This is a genomic window from Thiocystis violacea (genome assembly GCF_016583575.1).
In the GTDB taxonomy this organism is placed as follows: domain Bacteria; phylum Pseudomonadota; class Gammaproteobacteria; order Chromatiales; family Chromatiaceae; genus Thiocystis; species Thiocystis violacea.
On sequence record NZ_NRRG01000052.1, the window covers coordinates 20,471 to 32,071 of the forward strand.

The window sequence follows — 11,601 nt, forward strand, 5'->3', positions numbered from 1 at the left end:
ACCCCCATGGGAGGCATGGTCTTTGCTGATAGGCTGGCACCAGAAAAATAAGGAGGAGACACGACACCATGACCGATCTCAGCAGACGACGCTTCCTGAAAGCGAGTGGGGTGGCGGCCACCGCCGGAGCCGCGTTGATGGGCACCGGATTCGCCAACGCTCAGGAGCCTTCTCCACCCGGCGCGACCACCCTGCCTTATCCGCGCGAGGGGATCGCGAAGGCCGGCGGACTCAAGGTGGATGTCCCGATGCCTTTCAATTACCCGGATCCGGAATCTTTCTGCCAGATCATCAAGACCGGTCGCCCGGTACCGGGGGGCGTGGGTCCGGACGGCGACATCGTCGCTTTCAGTACGCAATGCACCCACAACGGCTGTCCCCTGAGCTATGACAAGGTCGCGCGCACCTTCAAGTGTGGCTGTCACTTCAGCATCTTCGATCCGGAGATGCGCGGCCAGATGGTGGACGGACAGGCCACCGAGAACCTGCCGCGCATCCTGCTGGAACACGATACTAAAGATGACACCCTCTATGCCGTAGCGGTCGAGGGGCTCATCTACGGTCGCCAATGCAACCTGCTGTGATCGGGAGACACGCATGACCCAGTACCGAGATCGTATCCCGCTGCCGCCGCCGGATGCGCGGCGCACCAACATGACCTGCCACTTCTGCATCGTCGGCTGCGGCTATCACGTCTACAAATGGCCGGAGAACCGCGAGGGCGGACGCGCCCCGGATGAGAACGCCCTCGGGCTCGATTTCCGCAAGCAGATCCCGGCGCTCGGCATCATCATGACCCCTCCGATGCACAATGTCGTCACCGACCGCGACGGCAGCCGTCACCACATCATGATCCTGCCCGACAAGCAGTGCGTGGTGAACCAGGGCCTGTCCTCCACCCGTGGCGGCCAGATGGCGAGCGTGATGTTCAGCGGCGAGGGCGCTTCGCGCCAGCGGCTGCATTATCCAATGGTCTTCACCGGCGACGACTGGGTGGAGACCAACTGGGACCATGCGCTCCTGGTCTACGCGGGTGTCACCAAGCGCCTTCTCGACACCAGCGGACCGGACCAAATCGCCTTCAACGCCTTCGATCATGGTGGCGCCGGGGGTGGATTCGAAAATACCTGGGGCAGCGGCAAGCTGATGTTCAGCGCCATCGGTACCCAACTGGTCCGCATCCATAATCGCCCGGCCTACAACTCGGAGTGCCACGCCACCCGCGACATGGGCATCGGCGAGCTGAATAACAGCTACGAGGACTCGGAGGTCGCCGACACCCTGCTCTTCATCGGCGCCAACGGCTACGAGACCCAGACCAATTATTTCCTGGCCCACGCCATGCCCAATATGACGGGCAAGAGCGTGGAGAAGAAGAAGCAGTGGTTCCCCGATGAGACCGCCGAGCCGGCCAAGGTCATCTATGTCGACCCGCGCCGCAGCCTCACCCTTTCGGTGACGGAGCACATCGCCGGCAAGGACAACGTCCTGCATCTGGCCATCGCCCCCGGTACCGACACCGCCCTCTTCAACGGCCTGCTCACTTACGTGGTGGAGAAGGGCTGGCATGACAAAGACTTCATCGATGCCCATACCAGCGGGTTCGAGGAGGCGTTGGCGGCCAACCGCATGGACCTCAAGGCGTGCAGTAAGGTCACCGGGGTGCCCGTCGCCGACATCCAGAAGGCCGCCGAATGGGCCTATGCCCCCAAGGCATCGGGGCAGCGCAAGCGCACCATGCACGGCTACGAGAAGGGCATCATCTGGGGTAACGACAATTACCGCATTCAGTCCGCCCTGGTGGATCTGGTGCTGGCGACCCACAACGTCGGCCGACGCGGCACCGGCGTGGTGCGCATGGGCGGTCATCAGGAGGGTTACGCCCGGCCGCCCTATCCGGGCGGGCGGCCGTCCAAGTACGTCGACGAGGAGATCATCAAGGGCAACGGCAAGATGCTCACGGTGTGGGCGACCAATTCCTTCCAGTCCACCCTCAACGCCGAGGAATACCGCGAGGCGGTCTATCGCCGCGCGGGCATCGTGCGTGACGTCATCAGCAAGGCGCGCGGGGCCAGTGCCGTCGAGCTTACGGATCTGATCGTCGATGCCGTGGAGAACCGTGGCGGGCTTTTCGTCGTCAACATCGATCTCTACCGCACCAAACTCTCCGATGCCGCCCACCTGCTCCTGCCGGCCGCCCATCCGGGCGAGATGAACCTCACGGCCATGAACGGCGAGCGGCGGATGCGGCTCTCCGAGCGTTTCATGGATCCACCGGGAGATGCCAAGCCGGATTGCCTGATCGCCGCCGACATCGCCAACACCCTCAAGGCCATGTACGAGAAGGAAGGCAACACCAAGATGGCCAAGCGCTTCGCGGGCTTTGACTGGAAGACCGAGGAAGATGCCTTTAACGATGGCTTCCGCAAGCCCGAGGGGATCGACAGCCAAGGCGGTTCCACTGGAGGACTGGCGACCTACGATCGACTGCGCGCCATGGGGACCAATGGGGTGCAGTTACCGATCAAGGAGTACAAGGACGGCAAGCTGATCGGTACCGAGATGATCTATACGGACTACAAGTTCGACACCAAGGATGGCAAGGCCCACTTCCTGCCTTCCCCCTGGAACGGCCTGCCTGGTACGGTGGAGGCCCAGAAGAAAAAGCACCGTTTCTGGATCAACAACGGCCGCACCAATCACATCTGGCAGACCGCCTACCACGACCGCTATCTGCCATTCCGGCGCGACCGTTTCCCCATGTCGCCCATCGAGATGAATCCGGAGGACGCCAAGAGTCTGGGGATTCAATCCGGCGACATCGTGGAGCTGCACAACGACTTCGGCTCCGCGTTCGCCATGGCCTACCTGGAGCCGGACATCGCCAAAGGTCAGACCTTCATGATGTTCGGCTACGACAACGGCGTCGTGGGTGACGTGGTCACCGATTGGACCGACCGCAATCTGATCCCTTATTACAAGGGAACCTGGGCGGACATTCGCAAGGTCGGGACCATGAAGGACTACAAGCGCACCGTGTCGTTCAAGCGGCGACGTTTCCTAAGCGCCTGAGTGAGAGCCGACTCCCGAGCGGCCTTCGGGTCGATGCGCCCATGGCCGCGAGGGAGTCGGCTCCAACTGTGTTGTCCGGCCGTCCTTGTATGATCCAACCGTTGACGGAATGCGACTGGCGGTTGGTCTTCAGGGTCAAGCCGACAACCGCCGATACTTGAGCCGATGCGGCTGATCCGCCTCGGTGCCGAGACGACGATGACGGTCGGCCTCGTAGTCAGCGTAATTGCCCTCGAACCAGGTGACTTGCGAGTCACCCTCGAACGCCAGGATGTGGGTGGCGATGCGATCGAGGAACCAGCGATCATGGCTGATGACCACCGCGCAGCCGGGGAAGGCGAGCAGTGCCTCTTCGAGCGCGCGCAGGGTCTCCACGTCCAGGTCGTTGGTGGGCTCGTCGAGCAGCAGCAGGTTGCCGCCGCTCTTGAGCAGCTTGGCCAGATGCACCCGGTTGCGCTCGCCGCCCGAGAGGTCGCCGATGCGTTTCTGCTGATCCCCGCCCTTGAAGTTGAACCGTCCGCAATAGGCGCGCGAGGACATCTCGTAGCGCCCGACCACGATGTTGTCGGCGCCGTCGGAGATCTCCTGCCAGATGGTTTTGTCATCGTCGAGCGCGTCGCGACTCTGATCGACATAGGCGATCTGGACCGTCTCGCCGATGCGCAGGGTTCCGGCGTCCGGTTGTTCCTGTCCGGTGAGGAGTCGGAACAGCGTGGTCTTGCCCGCGCCGTTGGGGCCGATGATGCCGACGATGCCGCCCTGCGGCAGATTGAAGGAGAGATCCTCGTAGAGCAGGTTGTCGCCATACGCCTTCTTGAGTCCGGTCGCTTCGATCACCAGTTCGCCCAGACGCGGACCCGGTGGGATGTAGATCTCGTTGGTCTCGTTGCGGGACTGGAATTCCTGCGATTGCAACTCGTCGAAGCGGGCCATGCGCGCCTTGCTCTTGGCGTGCCGACCCTTGGGGTTGGAGCGCACCCACTCCAGCTCCTGCTTCATGGCCTTGATGCGGCCCTGTTCCTGCTTCTGTTCCAGCTCCAGACGCTGCTCTTTCTGATCCAGCCAGGAGGAATAATTGCCCTCCCAGGGGATGCCATGGCCGCGATCCAGCTCCAGGATCCAGCCGGCGACGTTGTCGAGGAAGTAGCGGTCGTGGGTGACCGCGACCACGGTGCCGGGATATTCGAGTAGGAAGCGTTCGAGCCAAGCGACCGATTCGGCGTCCAGGTGGTTGGTCGGTTCGTCGAGTAGCAGCATGTCGGGCTTGGAGAGCAGCAGCCGGCAGAGCGCGACGCGACGGCGCTCACCGCCTGAGAGCTTGGTGACATCGGCGTCCCAGGGCGGCAGACGCAGGGCGTCGGCGGCGACCTCCAGGGTGCGGTCCAGGTTGTGGCCGTCGGTCGTCTCGATCAGGTTCTCCAGGTCCGCCTGCTCCTTGGCCAGGGCGTCGAAGTCGGCGTCCGCGTCGGCGTAGGCGGCATAGACTTCATCCAGGCGGGCGAGGGCGGCGGTGATGTGGCCGAGCGCCCCCTCGACATTGCCGCGCACGTCCTTGGTCGGGTCCAGTTGCGGTTCCTGCGAGAGAAAGCCGACCTTGATGCCCGGCTGGGGCCGTGCCTCGCCCTCGATCTCGGTGTCGATGCCGGCCATGATGCGCAGCAGCGAGGACTTGCCGGAGCCGTTGAGACCCAGCACGCCGATCTTGGCGCCGGGGAAGAAGGACAGCGAGATATCGCGCAGGATGACGCGCTTGGGCGGCACGATCTTGCCGACCCGGTTCATGGTGAAAATGTATTGAGCCATGGGGTTCCGTGACTGTATTGAACGGGAGATGGGAAAAGGGCAAAGCCGCGGCGTTCGCCGGGTCGGGGGCCTTGCGCCCCAGGGTCGTGGGCGCATTCTGCGCTGCCGTCAAGAAAAAGTCCAAGCTCGGGCGGGCGCTCGGTAACCTCTCGACCCATGCGACGGCGATGCGCTGGATATGGTCAAGAGACCATGGTTCGGTCTATAAATCCGGAAACCAACCCGGCCAGGATGACGCACGGTATGACTCAGCAGGCACTGAACCCAACCACATTGGACGACCTGACCCCGATCCACGAATTGGACAAGGACCAGCGCGTGCGTCTCGCTCGGAGCGGCCAGATCACGCCCTTCGCGTCGGGCCGGAAAATCACCGCCATCCAGGAATATCCCTGGATCGACTATCTCCTTTCGGGCCAGCTCTGTCTGATCCGTAATGGCGCCAGGGAGATCGTCGATGCTGGCACCATGCGGGCCTGTCAACCGATCTTCTCCGAGAGCCGGCTGCGCGAGCAGGCGGTGTTCACGGTCGATGCCGAGGTGTTGCGCCTGGATCGCCAGCTCTACGAGCACATGTGCGGTATCCACCCGCCCTCGCTGAGTTCGCTCGGCGAGCTGGAACTGAGCGACGTGGAGGGCGCCTTGCTCGGGAAGCTTTACCAGGCTTGCAAGAAGGACAATCTGGCCCTACCCACGCTGCCCAAGGTCGCCAAGGCGATTCAGGAGGCCATGAAGGATCCTGAGATCACCTCCGCCAAGCTGGCGCGGATCATCCAGATGGATCTGGCCGTGACCGGTGGTCTGATCCGTTTGTCCAACAGCGTCATGTACCGTAGCGCCAAGCCCATCCCGGATGTGCGCAACGCCATCATCCGCCTGGGCATGGAGGTCACCCGCTCGGCCGTCGTCAGTATGTCGATGCAGCAGTTGTTCAAGACCAAGTCGCCCTTGATGAAGCATCATATGAAGACGGCCTGGAACCGCAGCGTCCATATCTCGGCCCTGAGTTACGTCATCGCCCGGCACTGTCCCAAATTCAGCCCCGAGCAGGCGATGCTGGCGGGTCTGGTCCACGATGTCGGTGTGATACCGATCCTGGACTACGTGAGCCGCAACGAGATCCAGGTCGACGAGGATGAACTGGACGCGGCCATCATCAAGCTCCACGTCATGGTGGGCGAACTGGTGGTCGGTTACTGGGGACTGGGTCCGGAAATCGCCGGCATCGTGCGCGACTCCGGCAACTGGTACCGTGACGAAAAGGACGAGCCCGACTATTGCGACATCGTATTGGTGGCCAGGCTGTATCGCCTGAACCGATCCGAATCCAGGGGGCCCTTGCCGCGCTACGACGAGGTGCCGGCTTATTACAAGCTGGGACTGGGGTTCCCCGGCGCCCAGGAGCCGATCGACGTGATCGGCGAGGCCAGCGAGGAACTTTCGGCCGTGACCGCGATGCTCAAGGGCAACAAGGACTAACCACATCCAATCCAGGCCCGACGCGGGACGGAATCCATCCATGCCATCCGAATCCTTGCCGGTTCTCGGCTTCGTCGCCCCCAGCGGGAGCGGCAAGACGACGCTATTGCGTCAGGTCGTCGCGGCGCTCCGTGTTAGGGGCGTTCGTGTCGGTTATCTCAAGCATGCCCACCATACCTTCGACCTGGACCGTCCCGGCAAGGACAGCTTCGAAATCCGCGCGGCCGGCGCGGCTCAGACCCTATTGGCCTCGCGCGAGCGCTGGGCCTTGCAGGTCGAGAACGGGCTCAAGGGCGCCGATCCGGACCTATCGGAAATGCTGTCCCACTTCGAGCCAGCCGGACTCGACCTAGTGCTGGTGGAAGGTTTCAAGCACGCCCGCTACGACAAGATCGAGGTCTACCGCACCGCCCTGGGACAGGCGCCGCTCTATCCATCGGATGGAGACATCATCGCCTTGGTGACGGACGACCCGCCCCCCGGCACCCCGCATCCGCCCATCCTGCCCTTGTCCGACATCGAGCCCCTGATCGACTTCATCCTCAGGCGAAGCGGACTCCCCAACTGAGAAAGCCCAGCCCACTCGACCAGCCGAGGAGTCATTCAACCGGGACAATCCCATCCGTGTCCGCCACTCACCAAAAGATCGCGAGCCGGGTCGAATCGTTTCACAACCTCTCAGGCCCGCGCCTCGGCGATCTTCACGCAGAGTACGTCACAGGTGGAGTCGCGCAAGACCTTACGCGCCGTCGATCCAAACAAACCAAGCAGACCATGGCGCCCCCGGCTGCCGATGACGACCAGATCCACGTCCAACTCCGCTGCGGTTTCGTCGATGACATGTCCCACGCTGCCGATCCGGACCAATTGGTCGGCTGAATCGACCCCGAGTTGTTCGCCCAGGGTCTCCATCTGCCGTCTGGCTACCGCGATCAACTCCACTTCGAGTTCGGTCGAGTCCGGCAAGGCCATCTCGCCCGCATAGCCCAGATACGCGGATTCCATGACCGGCGGGACATACTCGATGACATGGAGGAGCGTCAGTCGCGCATCGAGAAGACGGCGCAACTGGATGGCACGCGCCACGACGGGGTCGCTTTCCGGCTCGAAATCGACCGCGAGCAACAGGCGCCGGTAGTATTCGGTCTCCATCGCACACCTCTGGGGTTGTTCGACAACAGCCAAAGTATAGGCGCGAATGCCACTAGATACCGGCCCCCAGGGCTGGCCGGGGTGACGGCTTATGTGGAAGGACATCGCCGGCGCGTTGCGTCATCGCCCGATCTCGACGCGGGCCGCTAGGAAACCGGGCCACCGACGCCGACCGGATTGGCGAGCTATTCGTCGACCTCGACCACGATCCCTCGACCATCCGGGGCCTTGACGAGCACCAGCTTGCCAAGCGTCGGGTGACGCGCCGTGAAGACGGTGACGCCCGACTGGCTCTTCTCGCCAATCGGTTCGCTCTCATCCTTCAGGTCTTGAATCAGGGACGGCTCGGCTTCGATCAATCGCATGGAGTCCTCCGACGCTGGGCTTGGATGCTGGGATTCATCGACAGGGGAGGGCGCTCCGATCAGGTTCCCATGTCCAGCTCATCCTGGATCCTGGACACCCCGGCCTGGGCGCAGGCTTCGTCGGTCTCGCCGTCCGGGGCACCGCTGACGCCCACGCCGGCCACCAGGGACGAGCCGCCGACCAACACGGGAAGGCCGCCGGGCGACATCACTAGCCCCGGCACGCGCCCCACCGGGGTATCGGCGCGCGCGCTCATGGCCGAGGTCGCCGCGTTGAAGTTGACCGCCGTATAGGCCTTCATCTCGCTGATCCGGGCGGTGATGGGCGCGGCGATGGTGTCGCGCAGGGTGACCTGAACCTGGCCTTCGCGATCGACCACGGTCACCGCGATCTGGATACCTTTCTCGCGACAGGCCGCGACCGCCCCTTCGGCGATCTTGACCGCCGCCTCAAGCGACAACCGCTGCAATTGGACCACCATCGGCGACTCCTCCGCCATCGCCGGAGCCGCCAGACAGAGCAGGGCCAAGGCCGTCGTCAAGCGCTTTACCATTGCCATCATCGTCTCCTCATCGGGCTGGTTATCGTTATCCCACATCGGAAAGGTATCAGGCAGGCGCCGGCGCATCCAGCGCCTCAGGGCCCCACGCCGGGCCGGTCGCCGTAACGCGACTCGATGTACTCATCCACCATGCGCTTGAACTGATCGGCGATGCCGTCGCCCTTGAGCGTGGCGACCTTCTCGCCATCCACGTAGACGGGCGCGGACGGGCGCTCGCCACTGCCCGGCAGGCTGATGCCGATATTGGCGTGCTTGCTCTCGCCGGGGCCATTGACCACGCAGCCCATCACGGCCACCTGCATGGTCTCCACACCCGGATACTGGGTGCGCCACACGGGCATCTGATCGCGCAGATAGGTCTGGATGTTCTGGGCCAGGTGCTGGAAAGTATCGCTGGTCGTGCGGCCGCAGCCGGGGCAGGCCGTGACCATGGGCGCGAAGGAACGCAACCCCATCGATTGGAGAATTTCCTGCGCGACCACCACCTCGCGGGTCCGGGACTCGCCCGGCGCCGGGGTCAGGGAGACGCGGATGGTGTCTCCGATGCCTTCCTGAAGCAGCACCGCCAGCGCCGCCGTGGAGGCCACGATGCCCTTGGAGCCCATGCCGGCCTCGGTCAGCCCAAGATGCAGCGCATAGTCGCCACGAGCCGCCAGCAGACGGTACACCGAGATCAGATCCTGAACCCCGCTCATCTTGCAGGAGAGGATGATCCGGCTCTTCGGCAGGCCCAGTTCCATGGCGCGCTCGGCGCTGGAGATGGCCGATTCGACCATCGCCTCGCGCATGATCTGGTCGCCATCCTTGGGGCGGGCCGAGCGGGCGTTCTCGTCCATCATCCGGGCCACGACCTCCTGATCCAGGCTGCCCCAGTTGACCCCGATGCGCACCGGCCGGTCGTAACGGCAGGCCAGCTCGATCATGGTCGCGAACTGGCTGTCGCGCTTTTCGCCCGCTCCGACGTTGCCCGGATTGATGCGGTACTTGGCCAGGGCCACCGCGCACTCCGGATAGTCCGTCAGCAGCCGATGACCGTTGAAATGGAAATCGCCCACCAGAGGCACATCGCAGCCCTGGGCATCGAGCGCCTCGCGGATCGCCGGTACCGCCTTGGCGGCCGACTCATGGTTCACGGTGATCCGCACCAGCTCGGAGCCGGCGAGCGCCAGCTCGGCCACCTGGCGCACGGTCGCCTCGACATCGGCGGTATCCGTGTTGGTCATGGATTGGACGACGATCGGTGAGAGAGCGCCGATGGTGACCGATCCAACGGTCACGGGCGAGGTCTGGCGTCTTTGGATGGGGGTTCGAGATGGACTCATGATGCCTTTTCCGCGGGTGCGATATGCCGAAGCCGTATTCTGACAGTCCAGTACGGCATTTTAATAGTGTTTTAGTCGGTTTTCAGGATGGCGGGGAGCGTAAGCCCCTAAGAATCTCCAGGTAATCGGGATCCGTCTGGGGGATCAGGCCATGCCTGACGAGAAAATCGATGATCACCAGATTGCAGTTGAGCTTGAACTCGTCCGTATCGCGCACGATCTCGCGGACCTCTTCCACCGGCAGCCGATGGAAGGACTCGACCTCGCCATCGGTGCCGCGCGGCTGGAAATCCTCCGGCAGCTCCAGGTCGTAGCAATACATGACATCGGGCTTGAGTCCACGCTCGGAATCACGGCAATAGGTGATGGCCCCGACCGCGACCGCCCGGTCGGCCAGCGCGCCCGGCATACCCGCCTCCTCCGCGCACTCCTTGCGCAGATTTTCCTCCAGGCTCAGGCCGTGCGGCAATCCGCCAGCGACGAGATTGTCCAGATACCCAGGGTAGAGCCGCCGGTCCGCCGAGCGTCGGCCGATCCACATCTCGATCCCGCGCGCGGTACGCACGAAACCGTTGAGGTGCTGACCGAAGGCCCGCATCCCGAAAAAGGGGGCGCAGGCCCGATCGATCAGACAACGGGCCTGCTCACGGTTGCCGGCGGTTACGGGATAGAGCTCGCCATGGAGATGGCTGACGACACCCTCCGCCTCCAGATGCCGGACCACCCCCGCCAGAACGGCGGTGCGACCGGCGAAATCATCGGGCGCGTTGATCCAGATGACGCCCTCGGCCGTGATCTCGAAATGCTCCGGCCAGCGCCTGAAATGATCCAGGGAGGACAGGCGCGGCAGGCCGAGACGTTCCCCGTCGAGCAGGAAGGGCGTGAAATCACGCGGATCCCAGGCATTGCAGGCGCGGATCTTATCGAGAAAGCTCATGGGTCTAGATCGGGATGTCGTAAGTTCTCAATAACTCACGGCACAGCCTGTGCCGCAGATCCTGGACAACGAAGTGGCGATAGCCCTTGAAACACGGGCCAGGCGGCGGCGCCTGGGAGGGGGCCTTCAGGCAATTCTCATGAATCGGCAAGTCCGGCGTCTTGGACCGCTTGCCCATCGACTCGCGTTTGCCCTTCTCGCCCTTGAGCACCGCGACCTCATCGCGCAACGGTTGGATAGTTTCCGCTTGCCTTTGGGTCTTCTCGGCCAGCGTTTCGATCAGCGCCACCAACGGCTCGATCCTCGGGGTGCGTTCCGCGTCGGGGATGTCAGGGAGTGCGATCGGGCTGGGCATGACGGCAGAACGATTCACGGGAAACGATTGGGGAAGCGATGGGATACTCTAACGGATATCTGCCGCCAAGGCTGCCATGACTTATTGAGAAACTACCGGCAGCCTTTGCAAGGCTCTGTTTTTAATCCTGTAAATCTTGAATAATCCTGTTGATCCCGTCCAGCTCCGGAGCTTTCGGTCGGTACGGACTTTCCCGGAAATCGCCTTATGATGACGCATTTTTCAACACTGGAGGATCCGCGCTGGATCACGATCGCCGACCTCTTGGTTGACCGGAGGATGACATGAGTTTTCTGTCCGCGGTCGCGGTTTTCACGGGCGCCGGCTTGGGTGCGCTCTTGCGCTGGGTTCTGGGCAGTCGGCTCAATTCCATTGTTCCGACGCTGCCCTTGGGTACATTGACGGCCAATCTCTTGGGCGGTCTGCTGATTGGACTGGCGATCGGCTGGCTCGCGCGTCATCCGGGGGTGCCGCCGGAGGTTCGTCTGTTCATCATCACCGGTTTTCTCGGTGGCCTGACCACCTTCTCGACCTTCTCGGCGGAGGTCGTGAA

12 protein-coding genes are annotated in these 11,601 nt (G+C 63.3%); 5 read left to right on the forward strand and 7 right to left on the reverse strand.

Annotation, left to right across the window (positions count from 1 at the left end; translation table 11 throughout):
- The first annotated feature begins 68 nt into the window (after positions 1–68).
- Both CKO27_RS19350 and CKO27_RS19355 read left to right on the forward strand, forming a co-directional pair.
- The gene (locus tag CKO27_RS19350; protein WP_200376560.1) at positions 69–584 is read left to right on the forward strand and encodes an arsenate reductase (azurin) small subunit; all 516 of its coding nucleotides are present in this window, start codon (positions 69–71) and stop codon (positions 582–584) included.
- Positions 585–597: 13 nt separating this feature from the next.
- Complete coding sequence (locus CKO27_RS19355; RefSeq protein ID WP_200376561.1) at positions 598–3,072, forward strand: arsenate reductase (azurin) large subunit; 2,475 nt, start codon at positions 598–600, stop codon at positions 3,070–3,072.
- 135 nt (positions 3,073–3,207) lie between these two features.
- Here the strand turns inward: CKO27_RS19355 and ettA are convergent, their stop codons facing one another.
- Positions 3,208–4,875 carry an energy-dependent translational throttle protein EttA gene (gene ettA, locus CKO27_RS19360; protein WP_200376562.1) on the reverse strand — a complete coding sequence of 556 codons (1,668 nt, stop codon included), beginning with the start codon at positions 4,873–4,875 and terminating at the stop codon, positions 3,208–3,210.
- A gap of 243 nt (positions 4,876–5,118) precedes the next feature.
- On the opposite strand from ettA, the gene CKO27_RS19365 reads away from it, so the two are divergent.
- Positions 5,119–6,354 (forward strand): HDOD domain-containing protein, encoded by a 1,236-nt coding sequence (locus tag CKO27_RS19365; RefSeq protein ID WP_242471009.1) that lies wholly within the window; start codon positions 5,119–5,121, stop codon positions 6,352–6,354.
- A gap of 40 nt (positions 6,355–6,394) precedes the next feature.
- Complete coding sequence (gene mobB, locus CKO27_RS19370) at positions 6,395–6,922, forward strand: molybdopterin-guanine dinucleotide biosynthesis protein B (RefSeq protein WP_200376564.1); 528 nt, start codon at positions 6,395–6,397, stop codon at positions 6,920–6,922.
- 110 nt (positions 6,923–7,032) lie between these two features.
- Here mobB and CKO27_RS19375 read toward each other — a convergent pair whose 3' ends face one another.
- From CKO27_RS19375 to CKO27_RS19400, 6 genes are all read right to left on the reverse strand, one after another.
- Positions 7,033–7,506 (reverse strand): universal stress protein, encoded by a 474-nt coding sequence (locus CKO27_RS19375; protein WP_200376565.1) that lies wholly within the window; start codon positions 7,504–7,506, stop codon positions 7,033–7,035.
- 185 nt (positions 7,507–7,691) lie between these two features.
- Positions 7,692–7,871: a hypothetical protein gene (locus tag CKO27_RS19380; RefSeq protein ID WP_200376566.1), complete on the reverse strand. Its 180-nt coding sequence runs from the start codon at positions 7,869–7,871 to the stop codon at positions 7,692–7,694.
- 59 nt (positions 7,872–7,930) lie between these two features.
- The gene (locus tag CKO27_RS19385; RefSeq protein ID WP_420825848.1) at positions 7,931–8,434 is read right to left on the reverse strand and encodes a GlcG/HbpS family heme-binding protein; all 504 of its coding nucleotides are present in this window, start codon (positions 8,432–8,434) and stop codon (positions 7,931–7,933) included.
- A 74-nt stretch (positions 8,435–8,508) separates the two neighbouring features.
- On the reverse strand, positions 8,509–9,756 hold the full coding sequence (ispG, locus tag CKO27_RS19390; protein WP_200376567.1) for a flavodoxin-dependent (E)-4-hydroxy-3-methylbut-2-enyl-diphosphate synthase: 1,248 nt from the start codon (positions 9,754–9,756) through the stop codon (positions 8,509–8,511).
- 82 nt (positions 9,757–9,838) lie between these two features.
- On the reverse strand, positions 9,839–10,693 hold the full coding sequence (locus CKO27_RS19395) for a DUF4743 domain-containing protein (protein ID WP_200376568.1): 855 nt from the start codon (positions 10,691–10,693) through the stop codon (positions 9,839–9,841).
- Between the two features lie 4 nt (positions 10,694–10,697).
- Positions 10,698–11,048, reverse strand: a complete 351-nt coding sequence (locus CKO27_RS19400; protein ID WP_200376569.1) for a hypothetical protein — start codon at positions 11,046–11,048, stop codon at positions 10,698–10,700.
- A gap of 284 nt (positions 11,049–11,332) precedes the next feature.
- On the opposite strand from CKO27_RS19400, the gene crcB reads away from it, so the two are divergent.
- On the forward strand, positions 11,333–11,601 hold a 269-nt coding region (gene crcB, locus CKO27_RS19405; RefSeq protein WP_200376570.1), incomplete at its 3' end, for a fluoride efflux transporter CrcB.

Bases quoted from the DNA above. Each gene is read 5' to 3' on its own strand.
- CKO27_RS19350 (WP_200376560.1), top strand. From the start codon at position 69: ATGACCGATCTCAGCAGACGACGCTTCCTGAAAGCGAGTGGGGTGGCG.
- CKO27_RS19355 (WP_200376561.1), top strand. From the start codon at position 598: ATGACCCAGTACCGAGATCGTATCCCGCTGCCGCCGCCGGATGCGCGG.
- ettA (WP_200376562.1), bottom strand. From the start codon at position 4,875: ATGGCTCAATACATTTTCACCATGAACCGGGTCGGCAAGATCGTGCCG.
- CKO27_RS19365 (WP_242471009.1), top strand. From the start codon at position 5,119: ATGACTCAGCAGGCACTGAACCCAACCACATTGGACGACCTGACCCCG.
- mobB (WP_200376564.1), top strand. From the start codon at position 6,395: ATGCCATCCGAATCCTTGCCGGTTCTCGGCTTCGTCGCCCCCAGCGGG.
- CKO27_RS19375 (WP_200376565.1), bottom strand. From the start codon at position 7,506: ATGGAGACCGAATACTACCGGCGCCTGTTGCTCGCGGTCGATTTCGAG.
- CKO27_RS19380 (WP_200376566.1), bottom strand. From the start codon at position 7,871: ATGCGATTGATCGAAGCCGAGCCGTCCCTGATTCAAGACCTGAAGGAT.
- CKO27_RS19385 (WP_420825848.1), bottom strand. From the start codon at position 8,434: ATGATGGCAATGGTAAAGCGCTTGACGACGGCCTTGGCCCTGCTCTGT.
- ispG (WP_200376567.1), bottom strand. From the start codon at position 9,756: ATGAGTCCATCTCGAACCCCCATCCAAAGACGCCAGACCTCGCCCGTG.
- CKO27_RS19395 (WP_200376568.1), bottom strand. From the start codon at position 10,693: ATGAGCTTTCTCGATAAGATCCGCGCCTGCAATGCCTGGGATCCGCGT.
- CKO27_RS19400 (WP_200376569.1), bottom strand. From the start codon at position 11,048: ATGCCCAGCCCGATCGCACTCCCTGACATCCCCGACGCGGAACGCACC.